Origin of the sequence: Rhizobium sp. P40RR-XXII (assembly GCF_012641405.1) — a bacterium.
GTDB lineage: Bacteria > Pseudomonadota > Alphaproteobacteria > Rhizobiales > Rhizobiaceae > Rhizobium.
The window spans coordinates 444,888-466,008 of sequence record NZ_JABAII010000002.1 but is presented as its reverse complement, the minus strand read 5'-3'; the positions used below and the strand labels follow the sequence as shown (position 1 = coordinate 466,008).

The 21,121-nt window shown below is 59.7% G+C and carries 22 protein-coding genes and 1 tRNA gene; 15 read left to right on the top strand and 8 right to left on the bottom strand.

Annotation, left to right across the window (positions count from 1 at the left end):
- The first annotated feature begins 187 nt into the window (after window positions 1-187).
- The 5 genes from HGP16_RS05550 (at window position 188) to hflX (ending at window position 6,490) form a co-directional block, all read left to right on the top strand.
- Window positions 188-2,461, top strand: coding sequence for a PAS domain-containing sensor histidine kinase (locus tag HGP16_RS05550; protein WP_168839004.1), 2,274 nt, complete (start codon window positions 188-190; stop codon window positions 2,459-2,461).
- Window positions 2,451-3,815 (top strand): sigma-54 dependent transcriptional regulator, encoded by a 1,365-nt coding sequence (locus tag HGP16_RS05545; RefSeq protein WP_168839003.1) that lies wholly within the window; start codon window positions 2,451-2,453, stop codon window positions 3,813-3,815. The genes HGP16_RS05550 and HGP16_RS05545 overlap by 11 nt, the downstream gene beginning before the upstream one ends.
- Window positions 3,816-3,863: 48 nt before the next feature.
- The gene (locus tag HGP16_RS05540) at window positions 3,864-4,727 is read left to right on the top strand and encodes a D-amino-acid transaminase (protein ID WP_168839002.1); all 864 of its coding nucleotides are present in this window, start codon (window positions 3,864-3,866) and stop codon (window positions 4,725-4,727) included.
- A gap of 107 nt (window positions 4,728-4,834) precedes the next feature.
- Window positions 4,835-5,077: an RNA chaperone Hfq gene (hfq, locus tag HGP16_RS05535; RefSeq protein WP_003539403.1), complete on the top strand. Its 243-nt coding sequence runs from the start codon at window positions 4,835-4,837 to the stop codon at window positions 5,075-5,077.
- Between the two features lie 78 nt (window positions 5,078-5,155).
- Entirely contained in the window at window positions 5,156-6,490 is a 1,335-nt protein-coding gene (gene hflX / locus HGP16_RS05530) for a GTPase HflX (RefSeq protein WP_168839001.1), read from the top strand.
- 225 nt (window positions 6,491-6,715) lie between these two features.
- Here the strand turns inward: hflX and mazG are convergent, their stop codons facing one another.
- The gene (gene mazG, locus HGP16_RS05525) at window positions 6,716-7,564 is read right to left on the bottom strand and encodes a nucleoside triphosphate pyrophosphohydrolase (RefSeq protein WP_168839000.1); all 849 of its coding nucleotides are present in this window, start codon (window positions 7,562-7,564) and stop codon (window positions 6,716-6,718) included.
- A 22-nt stretch (window positions 7,565-7,586) separates the two neighbouring features.
- Window positions 7,587-8,174, bottom strand: coding sequence for a nucleoside deaminase (locus tag HGP16_RS05520; protein ID WP_168838999.1), 588 nt, complete (start codon window positions 8,172-8,174; stop codon window positions 7,587-7,589).
- A gap of 292 nt (window positions 8,175-8,466) precedes the next feature.
- On the opposite strand from HGP16_RS05520, the gene cysG reads away from it, so the two are divergent.
- From cysG to HGP16_RS05495, 5 genes are all read left to right on the top strand, one after another.
- Complete coding sequence (cysG, locus tag HGP16_RS05515; RefSeq protein WP_168838998.1) at window positions 8,467-9,903, top strand: siroheme synthase CysG; 1,437 nt, start codon at window positions 8,467-8,469, stop codon at window positions 9,901-9,903.
- Between the two features lie 3 nt (window positions 9,904-9,906).
- Complete coding sequence (locus HGP16_RS05510) at window positions 9,907-10,221, top strand: DUF2849 domain-containing protein (protein WP_168838997.1); 315 nt, start codon at window positions 9,907-9,909, stop codon at window positions 10,219-10,221.
- Window positions 10,222-10,238: 17 nt separating this feature from the next.
- Complete coding sequence (locus tag HGP16_RS05505; RefSeq protein ID WP_168838996.1) at window positions 10,239-11,918, top strand: nitrite/sulfite reductase; 1,680 nt, start codon at window positions 10,239-10,241, stop codon at window positions 11,916-11,918.
- Between the two features lie 11 nt (window positions 11,919-11,929).
- Window positions 11,930-12,442, top strand: coding sequence for a DUF934 domain-containing protein (locus HGP16_RS05500; RefSeq protein WP_168838995.1), 513 nt, complete (start codon window positions 11,930-11,932; stop codon window positions 12,440-12,442).
- Window positions 12,443-12,673: 231 nt separating this feature from the next.
- The gene (locus HGP16_RS05495; RefSeq protein ID WP_168838994.1) at window positions 12,674-13,486 is read left to right on the top strand and encodes a ferredoxin--NADP reductase; all 813 of its coding nucleotides are present in this window, start codon (window positions 12,674-12,676) and stop codon (window positions 13,484-13,486) included.
- Window positions 13,487-13,540: 54 nt separating this feature from the next.
- Here the strand turns inward: HGP16_RS05495 and HGP16_RS05490 are convergent, their stop codons facing one another.
- From HGP16_RS05490 to HGP16_RS05480, 3 genes are all read right to left on the bottom strand, one after another.
- Window positions 13,541-14,155 carry a GntR family transcriptional regulator gene (locus HGP16_RS05490; RefSeq protein ID WP_168838993.1) on the bottom strand — a complete coding sequence of 205 codons (615 nt, stop codon included), beginning with the start codon at window positions 14,153-14,155 and terminating at the stop codon, window positions 13,541-13,543.
- A 177-nt stretch (window positions 14,156-14,332) separates the two neighbouring features.
- Window positions 14,333-14,539 (bottom strand): hypothetical protein, encoded by a 207-nt coding sequence (locus HGP16_RS05485; protein WP_168838992.1) that lies wholly within the window; start codon window positions 14,537-14,539, stop codon window positions 14,333-14,335.
- A 203-nt stretch (window positions 14,540-14,742) separates the two neighbouring features.
- Window positions 14,743-15,000 (bottom strand): GlsB/YeaQ/YmgE family stress response membrane protein, encoded by a 258-nt coding sequence (locus tag HGP16_RS05480; RefSeq protein WP_168838991.1) that lies wholly within the window; start codon window positions 14,998-15,000, stop codon window positions 14,743-14,745.
- 376 nt (window positions 15,001-15,376) lie between these two features.
- On the opposite strand from HGP16_RS05480, the gene HGP16_RS05475 reads away from it, so the two are divergent.
- The 3 genes from HGP16_RS05475 (at window position 15,377) to HGP16_RS05465 (ending at window position 16,926) form a co-directional block, all read left to right on the top strand.
- Window positions 15,377-15,452: transfer RNA gene (locus tag HGP16_RS05475), tRNA-Lys, on the top strand.
- Window positions 15,453-15,816: 364 nt separating this feature from the next.
- Window positions 15,817-16,293: a hypothetical protein gene (locus HGP16_RS05470; RefSeq protein WP_246703231.1), complete on the top strand. Its 477-nt coding sequence runs from the start codon at window positions 15,817-15,819 to the stop codon at window positions 16,291-16,293.
- A gap of 429 nt (window positions 16,294-16,722) precedes the next feature.
- Window positions 16,723-16,926: a hypothetical protein gene (locus HGP16_RS05465; protein ID WP_168838990.1), complete on the top strand. Its 204-nt coding sequence runs from the start codon at window positions 16,723-16,725 to the stop codon at window positions 16,924-16,926.
- A 121-nt stretch (window positions 16,927-17,047) separates the two neighbouring features.
- Here HGP16_RS05465 and HGP16_RS05460 read toward each other — a convergent pair whose 3' ends face one another.
- Together HGP16_RS05460 and HGP16_RS05455 are read right to left on the bottom strand one after the other, a co-directional pair.
- A complete protein-coding gene (locus tag HGP16_RS05460; protein WP_168838989.1) occupies window positions 17,048-17,263 on the bottom strand; it encodes a hypothetical protein in 216 nt (71 codons plus the stop codon).
- A 328-nt stretch (window positions 17,264-17,591) separates the two neighbouring features.
- Window positions 17,592-17,870 (bottom strand): PsiF family protein, encoded by a 279-nt coding sequence (locus HGP16_RS05455; RefSeq protein WP_168838988.1) that lies wholly within the window; start codon window positions 17,868-17,870, stop codon window positions 17,592-17,594.
- Window positions 17,871-18,140: 270 nt separating this feature from the next.
- Here HGP16_RS05455 and HGP16_RS05450 point away from each other — a divergent pair, with 270 nt between their 5' ends.
- Both HGP16_RS05450 and HGP16_RS05445 read left to right on the top strand, forming a co-directional pair.
- Entirely contained in the window at window positions 18,141-18,893 is a 753-nt protein-coding gene (locus tag HGP16_RS05450; RefSeq protein WP_168838987.1) for a cytochrome c biogenesis CcdA family protein, read from the top strand.
- Window positions 18,894-18,958: 65 nt separating this feature from the next.
- Window positions 18,959-19,921 (top strand): AEC family transporter, encoded by a 963-nt coding sequence (locus HGP16_RS05445; protein ID WP_168838986.1) that lies wholly within the window; start codon window positions 18,959-18,961, stop codon window positions 19,919-19,921.
- Here HGP16_RS05445 and HGP16_RS05440 read toward each other — a convergent pair.
- Window positions 19,898-21,100 carry a UbiH/UbiF family hydroxylase gene (locus HGP16_RS05440; protein ID WP_168838985.1) on the bottom strand — a complete coding sequence of 401 codons (1,203 nt, stop codon included), beginning with the start codon at window positions 21,098-21,100 and terminating at the stop codon, window positions 19,898-19,900. The genes HGP16_RS05445 and HGP16_RS05440 overlap by 24 nt on opposite strands.
- Window positions 21,101-21,121: the final 21 nt, after the last annotated feature.

The window sequence follows — 21,121 nt, the reverse complement described above, 5'->3', positions numbered from 1 at the left end:
TTCGGGAAACGGGAGTTCGTCAGATTTTTCAGCCTGTTACAAGGGTGACGTGAAGTAAAGGTTTCGCTCTTGTGCGAAACCGAACGACAGTTCCCGCCTCTGCCAGTCGCGCACATGAATGCCAAATAGCGGCGGTGCGATTTTGATCAGGGCGCCGATAGTCGCTCGGGCGTGGAGATTGATGGGAATGATGCAGGACGCGGTGTCGCCGGCGGCGAGCGACGAGGCGGTTGTCAAGGTGACGGACCGTCGTGCTTCCTTCGCCCTGCCGGGTCTGATCCTGGCCGGCGGCGCGCTTCTGTGCGCCATCGCGACCTTGCTGATGCTCCTCGGGCTGACGCCGATCGCCCCGACGTCCTCCGTCGTCTTCACCTCGGTCGTGATCAACGGCCTGTTCGTGCTTGGCCTGATTGCCTTGATCGCCCGCGAAGTTGCACGCCTGATGAAGGCGCGCAGCCGTGGCCGCGCCGCGGCGCGACTCCATATCCGCATCGTCGTCCTTTTCTCGATCGTGGCGATCACGCCGGCCATCCTCGTCGCCATCGTTGCCAGCCTGACGCTCAATGTCGGCCTCGACCGCTGGTTCGGCGTGCGTACGCAGCAGATCATCAGTTCCTCGCAGAACGTCGCGCAAGCCTATCTGATGGAGAATGCGAGCTATCTGCAGGGGCAGACCGTGTCGATGGCGAACGATCTGGAGCGCAATCGCTCGCTCTTCAGCCTCGACCGCACCGGCTTTGCCGACCTGATGACCCGCCAGGCGCGGGGTCGTGGCTTGCTGGGCGCCTTCCTCGTGCGTCGCGACGGCACCGCCATCGTCCAGGCCGAGATCAAGACCGAGCGGCCGCTGCCGGCCATTCCGAAAGATGCGCTTGATTCCTCGGCCAACGGGCAGCCGACGCTCATTCCGCCAGGGGTGACCAACCTCGTCGGCGCAGTCATCAAGCTCGATGAAATTCCCGGCTCGTTTCTTTACACCGTGCGTGCCGTCGATCCGCGCGTCATGAACGCCATGCGGATGGTGGAAGATAACACCGTCGAATACAAGGCGATGGAAGAAGGGCGCATGTCGCTCCAGATCGCCTTCGCCGTTCTTTACATCGGCTTTGCGCTCATTGTGCTGCTGGCAGCGATCTGGACCGCCATCGCGATCGCCGACCGTATCGTCAGGCCGATCCGCCTCCTCATCAGTGCCGCCGATAATGTCGCCTCGGGCAACATGAATGTACTGGTGCCTGTGCGTTCGGCCGATGGTGACGTCGGCAGCCTGTCTCGCACCTTCAACAAGATGATCTCGGAAATCCGCACACAGCGTGATGAAATCCTTGAGGCGAAGGACGAGGTCGATGACCGTCGCCGCTTCATCGAGGCCGTTCTGTCAGGCGTGACGGCCGCCGTGATCGGCGTCGAGCATGATCGGCGCATCACCATCGTGAATACTTCGGCCGAAGATCTGCTGACGCTCAAGAGCGACGAGCTTATCGGCAAGAACCTGTCGGAAATTTCCCCCGAGGTCGATCAGGTCGTGACCGAGGCGACGACGCGCCATCGCAGCGATTTCCGCAAGCAGATCAGCCTTGTTCGCGGTGGAACGGTGCGCACGCTCAGCGTCCAGGTGACGCGCGAGGAATCGCGCGATGCCAATGAATCCTATGTGATTACGCTCGACGACATCACCGATCTGGTCATCGCGCAGCGCTCGACCGCCTGGGCCGACGTCGCGCGCCGCATCGCGCATGAAATCAAGAACCCGCTGACGCCGATCCAGCTGTCGGCGGAGCGCATCCGCCGTCGTTTCGGCAAGAACATCGCCGATGCCGACCGTCCGGTCTTCGACCAGTGCACGGATACGATCATCCGGCAGGTGGGCGATATCGGCCGCATGGTCGACGAATTCTCCTCCTTTGCCCGCATGCCGAAGCCGACCATGGAGCCGACCGACCTGCGCGATATTCTGCGCGACGCCGTGTTCCTGCGTGAAATGGGCAACAACCATGTCAAATTCGAGCGTGAGCTGGGCGACGAACGGCTGGAGGGCATGTTCGATGCGCGAATGCTCGGGCAGGCCTTCGGCAATCTCATCAAGAATGCCGTTGAGGCGATCGAAGGCGTGCCGAGCGATCAGGCGCGCGAGCAGCCGAAGGTCCTGGTGCGTTCGTCCCTGGATCCGGAGCGGGATCGTTTCACCGTCGATGTCATCGATAATGGCCGCGGCCTGCCGGTGGAGAACCGGCACAGCATTCTCGAACCCTACATGACCATGCGCGAGAAGGGCACCGGCCTCGGTCTCGCCATCGTCAAGAAGATCATTGAAGACCATGGCGGGCAGATCGAACTCCACGACGCGCCGGCCGATTTCGACCAGGGCAGGGGAGCCATGATCCGCGTGCATCTGCCACGCCGTGAGCAGGCCACCATCGCTCAGACAGCAAGTGACAAGGAAAGCGTCTATGGCATCTGACATTCTCGTAGTGGACGACGAGGAAGACATTCGCGAAATCGTTTCGGGAATTCTTTCGGATGAAGGGCACGAAACCCGCACGGCGCATGACAGCGACAGCGCGCTCGCCGCGATTTCCGATCGTGCGCCGCGGCTGATCTTCCTCGATATCTGGATGCAGGGCAGCAAGCTCGATGGTCTGGCGCTGCTGGACGAGATCAAGACGCGTCATCCGGAACTGCCCATCGTCATGATCTCCGGTCACGGCAATATCGAGACGGCCGTCTCCGCCATCAAGCGCGGCGCCTTCGACTTCATCGAAAAGCCGTTCAAGGCCGATCGTCTGATCCTGATTGCCGAGCGCGCCCTGGAGAATTCCAAGCTGAAGCGCGAGGTTTCCGAGCTGAAGCGTCGCACCGGCGATGCCGTGGAGCTGATCGGCACCTCTGTTGCCGTTTCGCAGTTGCGCCAGACGATCGACAAGGTGTCCCCCACCAACAGCCGTGTCATGATCTTCGGCCCATCCGGTTCCGGCAAGGAACTTGTTGCCCGCATGGTGCACAAGAAGTCGACCCGCGCCAACGGTCCCTTCGTGGCACTGAACGCCGCGACGATTACGCCGGAGCGGATGGAAATCGCCCTCTTCGGCACCGAAGGTTCGCCGGGGCAGGCGCGCAAGATCGGCGCTTTGGAAGAGGCCCATCGCGGTATCCTCTATCTCGACGAAGTCGGCGAAATGCCGCGCGAGACGCAGAACAAGATCCTGCGTGTGCTTGTCGATCAGCAGTTCGAGCGCGTCGGCGGCTCCAAGCGCGTCAAGGTGGACGTCCGCATCATTTCGTCCACGGCCTATAATCTCGAGAGCCGCATTGCCGAGGGGTTGTTTCGCGAGGATCTCTATCATCGCCTAGCCGTCGTGCCCGTGCGTGTACCCGCCCTTGCCGAACGCCGGGAGGACATTCCCTTCCTCGTCGATCAGCTGATGCGTCAGATTTCCGAGCAGGCCGGCATTCGTCCGCGCCGGATCGGCGATGACGCCATGGCCGTGCTGCAGGCGCATGACTGGCCGGGCAACATCCGCCAGCTGCGCAACAATATCGAGCGGTTGATGATTCTAGCACGCTCGGATGGCGCGGAAACGCCGATCACGGCTGAGATGCTGCCGACCGACCTCGGCGACATGCTGCCGAAGGTATCCGCCAAGAACGATTATCACATCATGACGCTGCCATTGCGCGAAGCGCGCGAGATGTTCGAGCGCGATTATCTCATCGCCCAGATCAACCGCTTTGGCGGCAATATCTCACGCACCGCGGAATTTGTCGGCATGGAACGTTCGGCGCTGCATCGCAAGCTGAAGTCGCTGGGCGTCTGACCGGCCGCTCCATACGTGAATATCATAGAATTCTGATCAGGGGCTTCCATGCCGAGAATAGCTTATGTCAACGGCCGCTACGTCAAGCATGGCGATGCCATGGTGCATATCGAGGATCGCGGCTATCAGTTCGCCGATGGCGTCTATGAGGTTTGTGAGGTTCGCCATGGCGTGATCGTCGACATGACGCGCCATCTCGATCGCCTCAACCGCTCGCTCAGCGAGCTGCGCATCGCCTGGCCGATGACGCGCCCGGCGCTGGTCCTCGTGATTCGCGAGACGCTACGCCGCAATCATGTCCGCAACGGCTTGTTCTATCTTCAGGTGACGCGCGGCGTTGCCCGGCGCGATCACGTCTTCCCGCCGGCCGACACGCCATCTTCCATCGTCGTCACCGCCAAGAGCACCGATCAGTCCGTGATTGCCAGGAAAAATGCCGATGGCATCAGGGCGATCACCGTCCGCGACAATCGCTGGGACCGGGTCGATATCAAGTCCGTCGGCTTACTTCCGAATGCCATGGCCCGCCAGCAGGCCAAGGAGGCCGGCGCGCAGGAAGCGATCTATATCGACCATAACGGCATGGTGAAGGAAGGGGCCGCGACCAACGTCTGGATCGTCGATCATGACGGCAATCTCGTCACCCGCCCAGCCGAGCACGGCATTCTGCGCGGCATCACCCGTACGACCCTGATGGATGTCGCAGCGAAACTCGGCGTGACGATTGTCGAACGATTCTTCTCGGTCGAGGAGATGATGAAGGCCCGCGAAGTCTTCATCACCGCGGCCACAAGTATCTGTTTTCCGGTCATTTCTATCGATGGAGAGACCATTGCCAACGGTCATCCGGGCAGCATGTCACAGAAAATTCGTGAAGCCTTTTTCGACGTTGCGGAAAAGACCGCGATTTGATACCAACATTCGCTGGGGGGAGAGAATGAGGGTATCTCCTGTCCGGGACCTCTGTATATCATGACATTTAACCGACCTGGGTCGGCAAAAAAGAAAGAAGCGGCGCGATGGCGGAACGTTCTCAAAACTTGCAGGACTTGTTTCTCAATACTGTTCGCAAGCAAAAGATTTCACTGACAATTTTCTTGATTAACGGCGTGAAGCTCACCGGTGTCGTGACCTCGTTCGACAATTTCTGTGTCCTGCTCCGCCGCGACGGCCATTCGCAGCTCGTCTACAAGCATGCGATCTCGACGATCATGCCGGGTCAGCCGATGCAGATGTTCGAGAGCGAAGAAGCCGCATCCTAACTGGGATTAGCTATTATCACGACACGCGATACCAAAAACGATTCCCTCATCCCGGAGACCGCAAAGCACCGGGATGATATGCGCGCTGTCGTCGTCGTGCCTGTGCTGAAACAGGCGCGCGCGGCGCGTTCCACCCAGGCCGACAGTGCCATCTCCGTCACGCGCCCGCCGGAAAGCCGGCTGGAGGAGGCCAAGGGCCTTGCGCTCGCGATCGATCTGGACGTGGTCAACGGCTCGATCGTCCCGATCAACGATCCGCGGCCGGCGACTTTGCTGGGCACAGGCAAGATCGAGGAAATCCTCGCGCTGCTCGATGAATTCAACGCCGGCCTCGTCATCGTCGATCATCCGTTGACGCCTGTACAGCAGCGCAATCTCGAGAAGGCATGGAATGCCAAAGTCATCGACCGTACCGGCCTCATTCTCGAAATCTTCGGCCGCCGCGCCTCCACCAAGGAAGGCACGCTGCAGGTCGAGCTTGCGCATCTGAACTATCAGAAGGGCCGGCTGGTTCGCAGCTGGACCCACCTTGAACGCCAGCGCGGTGGCGCCGGCTTCATGGGCGGCCCGGGCGAAACCCAGATCGAAGCCGACCGCCGCATGCTGCAGGAGCGCATCATCCGGCTGGAGCGCGAGCTGGAGCAAGTGGTGCGCACCCGCCAGCTTCATCGCGCCAAGCGCAGGAAAGTGCCGCATCCGATCGTGGCTCTGGTCGGCTATACCAATGCCGGCAAGTCGACCCTGTTCAATCGCATCACCGGCGCCGGCGTTCTGGCGGAAGACATGCTGTTTGCGACGCTCGACCCGACGCTGCGCCGCATGAAGCTGCCGCATGGCCGCACCGTCATCCTCTCCGATACGGTCGGTTTCATTTCCGACCTGCCGACCCACCTTGTGGCCGCGTTCCGCGCGACGCTGGAAGAGGTGCTGGAAGCCGACCTGATCCTGCATGTGCGTGATCTCTCCGATGACGACAATCTGGTTCAAAGCGCCGACGTGATGCGCATTCTCGGCGATCTCGGCATCGGCGAGGCCGAAGGCGCGGAGCGCATTGTCGAGGTCTGGAACAAGATCGACCGTCTGGAGCCGGAAGCCCATGATGCCATCGTGCAGAAGGCTTCGACGACAGAAAACGTTATTGCCGTCTCGGCGATGTCAGGCGAGGGCGTCGATCGCCTGATGGACGAAATCAGCCGGCGTCTCTCCGGTGTACTGACCGAAACGACGATCACGCTGCCCGTGGAAAAGCTGGCCCTATTGCCTTGGCTCTATAACCACGCAATCGTCGACAACCGCGAGGATAATGAGGACGGCACGGTCACGCTCGACGTACGCCTGACCGAGACCGAGGCGGCCGAACTGGAGCGGCGCATGGGCAACGGCCCGAAGCCGCAGCGCGAGGATTGGGAATAGGCGGGGCTAGGGCCGGATGATTTTAGATCTGTTCGACCTAAAATCTGAATCCGCTCTAGAATCAAAGAAGTAGAGCATGATGTCGTCCGAAAACCGATCACACTTTTCGGCATCATGCTCCAACGCATGTCGCGCAAAAGTGTGCAGCGGTTTTGCGACAACGGCATACGCAAAATCAAAGGCCTAAAGCGCGAGAAGCGAATCTGAAAGATCTCACGACGCGCTTTAGGCGGTTTTCGCGTCGCTGAGCTGACGCTCGATGGCCTTGGCCGACTGCCAGATCTCTTCCATCCGTTCCAGCGAGGCGCCTTCGAGCGTCTCGCCCTCGGCTTCAAGCGTCGTTTCGATGTGATGAAAGCGGCGGCGGAACTTCGTGTTCGTGCCGCGCAGCGCCTGTTCCGGATCTGTTTTGACGTGCCGGCCGATATTGACGACGGCGAAGATCAGGTCTCCGAGCTCGTCGCTGACCTTGGCCTTGTCGCCGCTTGCAAGTGCTGCCCGCAATTCGCCGATCTCCTCCTCGATCTTGTCGAGGATCGGCTCAGGCGCCGACCAGTCGAAGCCGACCTTGGCGGCCCGTTCCTGCAGTTTCAATGCTTCCGTCAGGGCAGGGAACGTCCGCTGCACCGAGCCCAGGAAGCCGGCCTTGAAATCTTCTGTAATGCCGCTTTTGGCACGGCGCTCGGCTCGCTCGCGCTTCTCTTCGGCCTTGATCCGATCCCATTGCAGCGTCACCGCATCCTCGGTCTTCGCATCGGAGACGGCGAAGACATGTGGATGGCGGCGGATCATCTTGCGGGAAATGGCATGGACGACGTCGCCGAAGGAAAATGCACCGGCCTCCTCGGCGATCCGCGCATGGAAAACGACCTGCAACAGGAGATCGCCGAGCTCGTCGCAGAGATCGTCCGTATCCTTCCGCTCGATCGCATCCGCGACCTCATAGGCCTCTTCGATCGTGTAAGGCTTGATGGTCTCGAAGGTCTGCACGATGTCCCAGGGGCAGCCGCTTTCGGGATTTCGCAGCGCCGCCATGATTTCGATCAGACGGGAAATGTCTTGCGATGCTTCCATCGTTGCCTCTGGTCTTGCTCTATCAATTCAGCGGGATATCGTTGCCACTCTTCGATGCCTGGTAGTTGTCGGAGAGGCTGGCATAGGCCCGCTTGATGCGCGCCGTTTGTTCCCTCAGCTCACCTTTTCGTGGATCGGCTTCCGTTTCCACCAGATCGGAGATGGAAAAGCTGTTCCAGAATGCGTTTTGACGGCGATAACCGCCAGGCTCCAGGCCGAAGACCTCCTTCAGGATCTTGAGATCATGCGGGATCGCGAAGGCGTCGCGGGAATCCTCGTGGCTGAAGAAATAGTAGAAATTGTCGAAACCGGCCCAGGTGATCGCCGACATGCACATGGTGCAGGGCTCATGGGTGGACAGGAAGATCAGATCCCGCGTCGCGGGCTTCTCGCCAAGCTCGTAGAAGCGCTTGAGCGCATGAACCTCGCCATGCCAGAGCGGGTTTTCTAATTCATTGTTGGTTTCCGCAATGACGAGCGAGAGATCGGACTTCCGCAGGATGGCGGCCCCAAAGACCTTGTTGCCGGCGGCCACGCCCTTGCGGGTCAGGTGTAGGATGTCGTGCTCCACGACGTCGAGAAGGCGGGCTGCGATGCTGTTGTCGGACAAGGTCTGCTCCAAGATTTTGGTGTCAGTCTATCGAGATTGCGCAAGCGGCGGAATGCGCAAATGACGTATGGACCAAGTTTGTCACAGGCAATAAAATCGCCACAGGCGTCAGTCAATCATAAAAGTCTATAGATTTCCTGTATTTATCTCGATCTGCTCGCCTGGTGAGTTTTGCTCAAATCCTTGTCATGTCGAGCAAAAGAATACGCGCATGCATGGGCATTAGAATTTCTGTTTCTTCAATCTCTTGGCCGCAGGGGCGATATTCGCCAAATCTCGAAGTGGAACCACGATGCCTCCCAGGACTGAACAGCTTTCGGTGTTTCCCGCCTTCTTCCGCGTGGAAGGAAGGGTAGCGGCTGTCTTCGGCAATGGCGATGAAGCCTTCGCCAAGGTGCGGTTGCTCATGAACACGCAGGCAAGGATCGTCGCCTATGCGCCGGCGCCCGAGGCTGACTATCATGCCTTCCTTATCGCCAACCGCCTCGAAACCGTAAGGGGTGATTTTTCAGCCGATCAGGTCAAGGGTGCAGCCCTCGTCTTTGCCGCCACCGGCGATGCCGAGGCGGACCGCGCGATCGTCGATGCGGCCCGCGCTGAGCGAATTCCGGCGAACGCCGTCGACCAGCCCGATTATTGCGATTTCTACACGCCGGCGCTGGTCAATCGCGCTCCCGTGGCTGTTGCCATCGGTACCGAGGGTGCCGGTCCGGTGCTGGCGCAGATGATCCGCGCGCAGATCGATCAGATGCTGTCGCCGTCGCTCGGCAAGCTGGCTGAATTGGCGACGCGGTATCGCAAGCCGGTCGAGCGCCTTGTGCCTCGTGGTGTCACGCGCCGTGTTTTCTGGCGGCGGTTCTTCTCCGGACCCGTTGCCGACGCCGTCAATGCCGGCTATCTCGCGCGGGCGGAACAGGCAGCTGAGGAGCTGTTGCGGTCGTCCCGTGAAGCTCAAGGTCGCGTGTGGCTTGTCGGCGCCGGCCCAGGCGCTAAAGATCTGCTGACGCTGCGGGCGCAGCGCGTGATGATGGAAGCCGATGTCATCGTCTATGACGCGCTTGTGCCGCAGGCGATCGTCGATATGGGACGGCGCGATGCCGAGCGTCTGTCCGTCGGCAAGCGCAAGGGATGCCATAGCAAGTCGCAGGAAGAGATCAACGATCTGCTGGTGCAGCTCGGCCGCGAGGGCAAGCGCGTCGTGCGGCTGAAGTCGGGCGATCCGCTGGTTTACGGTCGTGCGGGCGAGGAAATGGCGGCTTTGCGCGCGGCCGGTATCGGCTATGAGATCGTTCCCGGCATCACCTCGGCCTTTGCCGCCGCCGCGGATTTCGAACTGCCGCTGACGCTGCGCGGTGTCGCCTCGTCACTGGTCTTCACCACGGGGCATGATCTCACAGGCGACGTTCTGCCCGATTGGGCAAGCCTGGCCGTATCCGGCGCCACGATTGCGGTGTATATGGGACGCACGGTTGCCGCTTCCGTCGCCGGCCGCCTGATGCAGGCCGGCCTGCCGCCCGAGACGACCGTTGCCATCATCGAGAATGCCAGCCGCCGCGATCGCCGCCTGATGCACGGCATCCTGCGGGATCTGCCTGATCTCGAACACCGCGACGAGTTGAACGGGCCGGTCATGGTCATTATCGGCGATGCTGTCGCCGGTGCGAATTTTGAACAATCCGAGCCGCTGGTCCGCCGCGAGACCGTTGCTCAAGACTATGCAAGGAGCTGATTGATGGTCGACAAGGTTCTGACCGCAAACCGGCTCACCGATGGCGTCGCCGTTTGGCTGAACGCAAATGGTGAGTGGACGTTATCGCTGCAGGACGCGCTGGTCGCTCGTCATGCCGAGGCGGAAGCCGCACTGGAAGCGATCGGCAAGCAGGCCTATGCCGACAACAAGGTCGTCGACGTCAACCTGATCGATGTTCAGGAAACCGGCGGCAAGCTCTGGCCGCTGCGCCTGCGTGAGCGCATCCGCGCCGAAGGCCCCACCATGGAATACGCGCCGGGCTATGCCGCGGCCGATCCCGATTTCATTGCAGTCTGAGAAGTCCCGAGGAAATCATGTATCGTTACGATGAATTCGACCACGCCTTCGTTGCGGAACGGGTTGCCCAGTTCCGCGATCAGGTGGAGCGGCGCCTCTCGGGTGAGCTTTCGGAAGATGCCTTCAAGCCGCTGCGCCTCATGAACGGCGTCTATCTGCAGCTGCATGCCTATATGCTGCGCATCGCCATTCCCTATGGCACGCTGAGCTCGCGCCAGATGCGCATGCTCGCCCATGTCGCGCGCACCTATGATCGCGGCTATGGCCACTTTACGACGCGCCAGAACCTGCAGTTCAACTGGCCGAAGCTTTCCGAGATGCCGGACGCGCTGGCCGATCTCGCTACGGTCGAGATGCACGCCATCCAGACCTCGGGCAACTGCATTCGCAACGTGACCGCCGACCATTTCGCCGGCGCTGCGGCCGACGAAATCGCCGATCCCAGACCCTATGCCGAAATCCTGCGGCAGTGGTCTTCGGTTCACCCGGAATTCTCCTTCCTGCCACGCAAATTCAAGATCGCCGTCACCGGTGCCGAGCGCGATCGCGCCGCGATCCAGGTGCATGATATCGGCCTGCATCTGAAGAAGAACGACAAGGGTGAGATCGGCTTTGCCGTCTACGTCGGCGGCGGACAGGGCCGTACCCCGCTCATTGCCAAGCTGATCCGCGACTTCCTTCCGGAAGAAGATCTCTTGTCCTACACGACGGCAATCATGCGCGTTTACAATCTGCACGGCCGCCGCGACAACAAGTACAAAGCGCGTATCAAGATCCTCGTGCATGAAACCGGCGCCGAAGAACTGGCACGCCAGGTCGAAGTCGAGTTCAACAAGCTGAGGGATACCGAACTGAAGCTGCCGGAAGCCGACGTCCAGGCGATCTCGGCCTATTTCGCACCGCCGGCACTGCCGCAGCGCGCCGAAGGCTGGGAAAGCCTGGCGCGCTGGAAGAAGGCCGATCCGGCTTTCGCGCGCTGGGTGCAGCAGAACGTGCAGCCGCACAAGAATCCCGACTACGGCATGGTGACCATCTCGCTGAAGCCGATCGGCGGCATTCCGGGCGACGCATCGGACGCGCAGATGGAAGCGGTGGCCGACATTGCCGAGGAATATGCCTTCGATGAAATCCGCGTCAGCCACGAGCAGAACCTCATCCTGCCGCATGTGGCGCTGGCCGACCTCGAAGCCGTGTATCGCGGTCTGGTGGCCAACGGTCTCGAAACGGCGAATGTCGGCCTGATCACGGACATCATCGCCTGTCCCGGTCTCGACTACTGCGCGCTTGCCAACGCGCGCTCCATCCCGGTCGCGCAGGAGATTTCCACGCGCTTCGGCTCGGCCGAGCGTCAGGCTGAAATCGGTGAGCTCAAGATCAAGATTTCCGGCTGCATCAATGCCTGCGGTCATCACCATGTCGGCCATATCGGCCTGCTTGGCGTGGAAAAGAAGGGCGCGGAACTCTATCAGATCACGCTCGGCGGCTCCGGCGACGAGAACACCTCGATCGGCGAGATCATCGGCCGCGGCTTCGAGCCCGATAAGGTGACCGATGCTATCGAGACCATCGTCGATACCTATATCAGCCTGCGTCTGGATCCTTCCGAAACCTTCCTGACCGCCTACCGTCGCGTCGGGCCACAGCCGTTCAAGACCGCGCTTTACGGCGCGTCCTCGTCGGCAGCCGAAGCGGCGTAAGGAGATTGAACATGACCAAGATCTGGCGGGAAACCGGCTTCATTGAAAACGATCCGTGGGTCATCGAAACCGACGAAGTCAAGGCGACCGAGACGCAGAAGCCTCTGCTTGGCATCGATGCACTGATCGCAAAGGCGGAAGAGAGCAACGAGGCCGGCCTTGGCGTCGTCGTCAAGCCGGCTGATGACGTGACCCGGCTGCAGCCCTATCTCGATCGGCTCGACATTGTCGCCGTTGCCTTTCCGGCATTCAGCGATGGCCGCGCCTTCAGTCACGCCTCGCTGTTGCGCCAGCGTCTCGGCTATGCCAACGAGCTGCGGGCCGTCGGCGACGTATTGATCGACCAGGTACCGTTGATGCTGCGCGTCGGCATCGATAGTTTCGCCGTGACCAACGAGACGGCGCTGAAGCGGCTGTCGGAAAACCGCCTGCCGGGCATTCCGCACTACTATCAGCCGACCGCGCGCAAGGCTGAAGGCGGGCAGGCCTATAGCTGGCGGCGGCTGCCGGCAAAGTCGGCCTGATTTCGACAGGCTTGGGATTGCGGCAATTTGACTGTGTCGGATTGCCGTATTCAAGCCTCTTAATACATGTAAAGTCGGCGAGCTGAAATCCTGACTGAAATATACATATTTCAGTCCTGAGCCGCCGGATGGAATGGAATGCCTTTCAATACGGGCTATATTATAATATCAGCATCGCAAAATGAGCCTGCCAGGAAAGACGTGCAAGATTAATACGGGATCCGAGACAGAATGAACGCCCCCGCCAAATCAGATGAATTTGCTTCAGCAATTCCCGCCGGCGTCTTCGCCGAGAAGGTGCTGAGCGTCACGCATTATACCGACCGGCTCTTTCGCTTCACCATGACCCGGCCGCAAGGCTTCCGCTTCCGCTCCGGCGAATTTGCCATGATCGGCCTGATGGTCGATGGCAAACCGCTCTATCGTGCCTATTCGATCGCAAGCCCTGCCTGGGCCGACGAGCTGGAGTTCTTTTCCATCAAGGTGCCGGATGGTCCGCTGACCTCGCACCTGCAGAACATCAAGCCCGGCGACGAAGTGCTGATGCGCAAGAAGCCGACCGGCACGCTGGTTCTGGACGCACTGACGCCCGGCCATCGCCTTTACATGTTCTCCACCGGCACCGGTATCGCGCCGTTTGCGAGCCTGATCCGCGATCCGGAAACCTACGAGAAGTATGAGGAAGTCATCCTCACCCACACGACGCGAGATGTCGCCGAGCTGAAATACGGCTTTGACCTGGTCGAGGAAATCCGCAACGACGAGATCCTGAGCGAGGTCGTCGGCGACAAGCTGCGCCATTACGCGACCGTCACGCGCGAGGAATTCCCCTTCACGGGTCGCATCACCGATCTCATCGAGAACGGCAAGCTTTTCAGCGATCTGGGTGTGCCTCCGCTGGATCCCGCGATCGATCGCGGCATGATCTGCGGTTCCTCCGCCATGCTGAAGGACACCAAGGTCTTGCTCGAAAAGGCCGGCCTGAATGAAGGTGCCAACAACAACCCGGCCGAGTTCGTTATCGAACGCGCTTTCGTTGGGTAGACGAATTGCCGGTATGTGAACGGAAAGGCGGTTTCGGCAGCGAAGCCGCCTTTTTCATGGGCAGCTGAGATAATCGATGAGCGAGGCCATGGCGGCGCGCGCATGATCGGCATCGCCGCTGCGGATGGCGTCTATCGCCTGAACATGCATGGCTATCGCCTCGCCCATGCGATCGTGCGTTCCCGTGGAATACCAGAGCCGGCGTGCATGTGTCTGCACCGGCGCGAGTGCTGCGGTGATGAAGTTGTTGGGGCAGGCGGCTTCCAGAATCTCATCGAATGTCTTGTCGGCGGCGAAAAAGCCGGGCAGGTCGCTTGTAACGGCGCATTCCGCCATCAGGCGCGCACAGTCCCGCAACTGCTCGCGCTGCTGCGGATCGGCATGGGTGGCAACGAGCGCGGCCGCGATCGGCTCCAGTTCGCGCCGGACCTGCATGACAAATTGATGGTCCTCGGGGCGGATTTCCGCAATCTGCAGGCCGACGCGGGGCCGCACATGAATAAGGCCCTGCCAGGCAAGCTTCTGGATCGCTTCGCGCACAGGGGTTCGCCCGTGGCCAGCCATCTCGATCAACTGTTTCTCGGTAACCAGGGCGCCTGGCTGCAGCTCAAGCGTCACGATCGAGTATTCGAGCGCGAGATAGGCGAGGTGGCTAAGCGAATTCTGCATTCGAGGCGGTTTCCGGCACGTGCATTGACGGCAAAGAGTGTCATCTGGCGTCACCGAAGGCAACCGATAGTGATATATCAGGATTGCATTCAGCCTGTCTTCTTTAGCCGCTCATGTCCTTCAATGATCCGGATCGGTCTGACGGCAATTCGCAAGCCTAACGAAAAAAGCCGCGCATCATTGGCCGATTGCCGTGGAAAGGGTCGGCGGCTTCCGTTTGGCTGCCATGAGCAGATCCAGTTCCGTCGACGACGGCCCGAACTTATAGAAGAGGCGCTTTGCTTCCGCGTCGTCGAGACGATATTTCCGCGCAAATTCAGCAATGCTGTAGGGGCGGCCTCGAATGACTTTCCGCGTGGTTGTCCGATTGGCGTTTTCCGTCATGTTTCCAACCTCCTTTCGGTTCCACTTTGGTAAATAGCGCCGAGCTTGAGCTTGGAAAGGTCCGAAAGCGCATTGTGATCGTGCGGATGTCGTGGCAAGCCGCTGCGCACGCTTGCGAAACTCGCGCAACAAAAAGGGAAGGCGGGACATCCCGCCTTCCCTTTTTCCTCTTCCCGATTTGGGCGTAACAGCCCGATATGCAGTTACCGCCTGATCAGTCGGCCGACGAAAATCAGGATGCAGGCGCCGATGAAGCCCGTGACCAGATAGTTCAGCCATACATGGAACGGCAGCGCGATGCCGAGGGCACGGAACAGCCAGCTGGCGACGAGCGCGCCGACGATGCCGAGGATGATGTTCATGAATATGCCGGTGTTGCTCTTCATGATCATCTCGGCGAACCAGCCAGCCAAGCCGCCGATGATAATTGCTGCAATCCAACCTACGTTTGCGTCTTCCATAAAAGAACCTCCTGAGGGCCCGACAGGTTGTTAACAATAATCGATATACACCAAAAACGATTCGCACCCCAACAGTTGCCTATAGCGGGCCGATGGAACCGATCTCTGCAACCCTGATTATTAAGGGAAATTGTTACGGTTGTTTGCGCCCTTGAGAATCGGTTGCCCCGCCAAAGGCGGGCCTGTTGCGGCGCCCGATTTTCAACCTTGCTTCGCCTGGGACGTTTTTCCGGCTCGCCGCCGCCATTTCGTCATTAGGAGACGAGGAAAAGCACCTTCGGGGCATGACAACCTCTATTTTATGGGTTGACCGCAATAGGGCGTCTGCATATGTTCCGCGCACTTCCGGCCGAGGCAGCATCTGCCTGCGGAGAGGGAGAGCGTAGCTCAGTCGGTAGAGCAACTGACTTTTAATCAGTAGGTCATGGGTTCGAGCCCCATCGCTCTCACCAGCGTTTTTCCGCTGTTTCGATGATTTTCCTGAGAATCTGCCTTGTTTTTCGGACAAAGCGTCCGATGGCTGTTTGCTTGTCGTTGCAAGGGGAGCGGGTTGTCAGGATGGCTCTCGACTATCGATCCGTGGGAGCGCGCATAGCATCTCGCTGCACCAATAATCTCCCCCCTGTAAACTGTCGCGCAACTGACCTTTAAAGCGAAAGCCAAGGTTTTCGGTCAGTGCGGGCGAGGCGCTCTTGCGAGATTGCATAACGCACAGGTTGTTGATGTCGTTTACGTCGAAATGGCTGGTGAAGATCGTCGATCGGGTAGTAAGGTACACTGATCAAGAGGATGGCTGGTAAAGACGACGGGCAGATAATGGAATTCGTGGCAGATTTGTCCCTATGGGAAATCTACGCAATCGTTTGCGGGCTGTTGGGTTCCCTCGGGATTTTGTTCGGGCTGATTGCCGGAAAGAGGTTCGGGATTGCGTTGAGGGTGCTGCCCCTGGTTGGTGTGGCGATCACGACGCCGGTCACCGAGCATCTTGTGATTCCCTATCTCACGGCGCGTTATCCGGTGATCTTCGCCAACAAGGATCTACCCCGGAAGGTCGATCAGAAGACCACATTGATGAAAATAGATCTCACGGATCGCATCTACAGCTATTTCTATGATCTCGATGAGGATGACGACGATTTCGATCCGCCTCTCGTCAAATCCGCCCAGCTTGCCGACATTTGCGATTTCCTCCTGCCGAAATTCAGCTCCGGCGAAGCCTTGCTGGCAAATTACATCTATCAGCTCAAGGGCAGGGATTACTCGTTTTCGGTCGACAGCCGCGACTGCTCTTGAGGCTTGGATAGGCCGCCATGCGATAGCCCGCTCCGGTCATAAGGCGGGCAAAGCGACTAACACTATGCAATTGCCGAGAGCGCTACGATTGCAGCCGCCGTCAAGGCGCCGAAGATCGGCAGCAATGTCAGCATAACAAGCCGAGCGAACTTCTTCCTTTCGATCGTCGTCATGATCAGGTTCCCTCACTTAGCAGTGACGCTTAAACGCTGGGCAGTGACGTTTAAACGCTGGAATTCGTGATTCGTTTCGCATCGACTGTCGTAATTTTATATTATATGTCGCTAAAAGTATGGCGCTTTTCGGTTCCACGCTCGAAAGCCTCGCCGGCCTCGGAATCGGATCGTTGCCGGGCAGCGATATCCACCGTCTCGCTTGGAACAGAATCGAATCGACCGAGTTCCTCTTCCAACAAAGAGGAGACCTATCTTGGCACACGATCAGTCGCACGATCCGCGGGACGGAAACGAAGGTAAGCAGGCGCTGGCGAAGATTCAGCATAGCAAGGCACATGATGCGGATCGGACAGCGAAGGATAAGGACAATGCCAAGCTCGTTGCCGATCCACGCAACAGGCTCGCCGGCGGCAAGGTCGATCCGGCGACGAGGGAGCTAAAGCCGACGAAGGAGTGAACCATCGCGGTTCGCTGTTCCGATGACCGCAAGGGCATTGCCGCGCCCCAGGCCAACGGGCTTGGTGGCTCGGTCGCATTCGATTGGACGACTATACCGCAGCCGCGTGGTTCTCCACCGTTCACGAATGCAGCGGCTGTGTCGGTGACGCCGCGGCATCGGTGTCGTCCAAGACGAGAGCCATGATTGCCAGGAGAACATAATCCCGCTTCCAACCTGATTTCGCCGCCGCGGTCACCAGGCTTTCAAGGGAAGGTTCAAGAGCGAAAAGACAAGCTGCGAGATAGTTGGCATGCGACATGGCTTCGGAAGGGGGAGGGTTTACGGTTGGTTTCAATTTCCTGCTCCATCATTGATTTGACCGGACAGGAATCAGCTGTAATTTCAGCGGGTTTCTGGTGTTTGTCTCGTCTGTTGCAAAACATTGCTGCCGCTAAAGCGGCCGTTCCGAGGGAACTATGCAATCGCTGCGGCGGCGCTGATGGCGTCGGCCCTGAAGCACAAAGACCATGTGGTAAGCACCCGCTATCACGCGCGCTGTCTTTCGATGCCGCATTGGAGCATATCTGCCCGGCTGAGGGCATGGGGTGACGAACCCGCCGCAATGATCAACTCTACCGCCATTTCGACGGCAAAGTTGATCGTTGCGTAAGACGTATCTTGGCTTAGACCTTGCCGCCGTTCTTCTTGCAGTCGCTGCGGAATTTGGCGCGCGCCTTTCCATGCAGCCCCTTGGCATCGGCCTGGGTCGAACATGCCTTAGACACGGCAGTCTGGGCCGGCTTCATTGCTTTTGGCTTGGTCGTGGTGGTCGTTGAAGGTGTCGACGTCGCTGCACTGGGGGTTGTTGTCGTGGTGCTGGGGGTCGTCGCGGTTTGCGCCATGGCGCTTACGCTGAAGAGTGCGACAAAGGCTGCAGTCGTGAACGTGGTAGCAATTCGCATGGGGCTTTCCTCCGTTAAATAGCTGAGATGGAATATGCGTTGTTCTACGAACGAGGGCAGCTTGGACCCCGAATTGGGCGAAAAGTGAATTCTTTCATCCGCTTCTCCTGCGGCGTTTGGTCGCGTCTGTGGATACGGAATTCCAGCCTTTGGCGGGCTCCGCAACCATGCGTTTGCGAGGCTTTACCAGCGCCACCCCCGAAAAGGTGATTGGCTTTCAGTTGCCCGCAACGTTAGGAAGGGATCGAAATGACATAGCCGGAGTCCATCGTGTCGCTCGCCGATATCTCGCTTCTGAGTGCGTTGCTCGCAGGAGCGCTTTCGTTTCTTTCGCCCTGCGTGCTGCCGCTCGTGCCCCCTTATCTTTGCTACATGGCGGGCATCTCGGTCGAGCAGTTTCGCGGCGGTGGCACGGCCGTAGCGGCGAGCCCGAGCGTTCGCGGCAATGTGCTGATGTCGGCACTGTTCTTCACGTTAGGATTTGCGACCGTGTTCGTCGCGCTCGGTGCCGGTGCGTCCTCGATCGGCATGCTCTTGCGCCAGCACCTCGATATTCTCGCCAAGATCGGCGGCATCATCATCGTCATCATGGGGCTGAATTTCCTAGGCCTTTTCCGCATCGGCCTTCTGGCCCGGGAAGCACGCTTCCAGAGCGGCGGCAAGCCGGCGACGTTGACGGGCGCCTATATCATGGGGCTTGCCTTCGCCTTCGGCTGGACGCCCTGCATCGGTCCGGTTCTTGGTGCCATCCTCGGTATTGCCGCATCGCGTGAGACTGTCGGCGCCGGCGCCGGCCTGCTTGCCGTCTATTCGCTGGGCCTTGCCATTCCATTCTGGATCGCCGCCGGCTTTTCCGGCGCTTTCATGAGCTTTCTCTCCCGTTTCCGCCGCCATCTCGGCACGGTCGAGAAGGTGATGGGCGGGCTTCTGGTGCTCACCGGTCTTGCCTTCATCTTCGGCTATGTCAGCGACATGGCGATCTGGTTTCAGCAGACCTTTCCAATCCTGATGAAAATCGGCTAAGCCGAGCGATACCTTTCGCCCCCAATTTTCCTCGGTAAATGGAACATGCCCGATGGCTGACCCCCATGGCTGACATTGTCGGTCTGCTGCTGCCGTTCTTCGGCCTGATCCTGATCGGTTATGCCGCCGCGCGCGTTACGAAGCAGCCGGCGGAGGCGCTCGGCTGGCTGAATACCTTCATCATCTATGCCGCATTGCCGGCGCTGTTCTTCAAGCTCGTGTCCCAGACGCCGATCGAACAGCTGACGCGGATCGACTTCATCGCCGCCGATATCGCTGCAACCTATTCGATTTTCCTGCTGCTGTTTCTGATAGGCCGCTTCCTGCGCCGCAATTCGCTTACCGACAGCACGATCCAGGCGTTTGCCGGCGCCTACGGCAATATCGGCTATATGGGGCCGGGGCTTGCACTATTGGCGCTGGGCCAAAGGGCCGCCGTACCGGTCGCGCTGATCGTCTGTTTCGAAAACGCGCTGCATTTCATCGTTGCCCCGGCCTTGATGGCGCTGGAAGGCGGCGACAAGCGCTCGCCATGGCGGCTTGCCGCGGATATCGCCGGCAAGGTGCTGCTGCACCCCTTCATCCTGTCGACCGCGCTGGGCTTCGCCGTGGCGGCGCTGTCACTTCACCAGCCCGTCGCCTTCGAGCGATTTGTCAACTATCTCGCACAAGCAGCTGCACCTTGTGCATTATTTGCCATGGGGGTGACGCTTGCCCTGCGTCCATTGAAGCGGATTCCGGTCGAGATCGGCTATATCGTGCCGGTGAAGCTCGTCCTGCATCCGCTTGTCGTCTATATCGTTCTACAAGCTATCGGCCACTTCGATCCCATTTGGATCGAGGCGGCCGTATTGCTGGCGGCGCTGCCGACGGCGACGAATGTCTTCGTCATCGGCCAGCAATACGGCGTCTGGCAGGAGCGGGCCTCCGCCACCATCTTGATCACCACGGCCTGTTCCGTGGTGACGGTTTCCCTCGCTCTCTATTTGATAAAGTCGGGCACCTTACCGGCGCAGCTTTTCCCGTAACATCGATGGAAAATTGCGCAGGCTGCCGCCGGGCTCGATACCCTCGCGCATCACGATATTGCGAAGCGGAGCAATGGCGGAAAGCACATGCAGTCCCGCGGCGCGCAGCATCTGCACAGGCAGGAAGTCCGATAGAAGCGAGCGATTGAGGAGATCGACGCTCGCCGTCCGGCTGACGATATCAGCGCGCCTCTTGCGGTCGAAACTATCGCCCGCTGTGGCCGGGATCGGCTGGTCCGCGCGCGAGCAGAGAATGTCCGACAGCGCCAATATATCGCGAAGGCTGAGATTGAGCCCCTGGGCGCCGATCGGCGGAAATATATGGGCCGCTTCGCCGGTCAGCGCGGCACGGCCCTTGCCGAAGCGATAGGCCGTCATGCCGGAAAGCGGCCAGACCTGCACGCTGTCTTCGACGGTTACCTGGCCGAGCATCGATTGCATGCGCTCCTCCACCAGCCTGCCAAGTTCCTCGAGCGACTTTTCGGCATTGGCAGCCGCTTCGGCCGGTTTCTGCACCCAGACGAGGCTCGAACGCCTGCCGGGCAACGGCACCTGCGTGAAGGGGCCGCTTTCCGTATGAAATTCCGTGGAGATGTTCTGATGCGGCAGGCTATGCGTGAAGTTCAGCACCATCGCCGATTGCGGATAGGACCAGCCCTTGACCTTGATCCCCAGTGTCTCGCGCACCATCGAGTTACGGCCATCGGCGCCGACGACGAACGCGGCTTCGATCGAATCGCCGTTGTCGAGAGCGATCGTCACCCCATCGTCACGGAAGGTGATTTCCGAGGCAGTGGCTTCGATGCGGCTGATATTGCCTTCCGCTTCGATGGCCTTGCCGAGATTGTCGAGCAGGACCGCATTCGGAATGTTGTAGCCGAAAGCATCCAACCCGATTTCAGACGATCGGAACGACACGGTGGGAGCGCGCAACAGCCGCGAAGTGCCGTCGACGATGCGCATCGTGGTCAGTGGCGCGGCCGAAGGCGCGATCCTTTCCCACAGCGTCAGGCGCTCCAGAAAACGGATCGATTGATCCATCAGCGCCGTCGTCCGTTTGTCGGCTTTATTGTACGGCGCGGCGACAAGGGCGACGGATCTTCCGCCGCGCGCGAGCGCGAATGCCGTAATTATTCCGGCCAGGCCACCGCCGATAACGGCCACTTCAATCTGCTTCATATCGATGCCTCAATTGCCTCT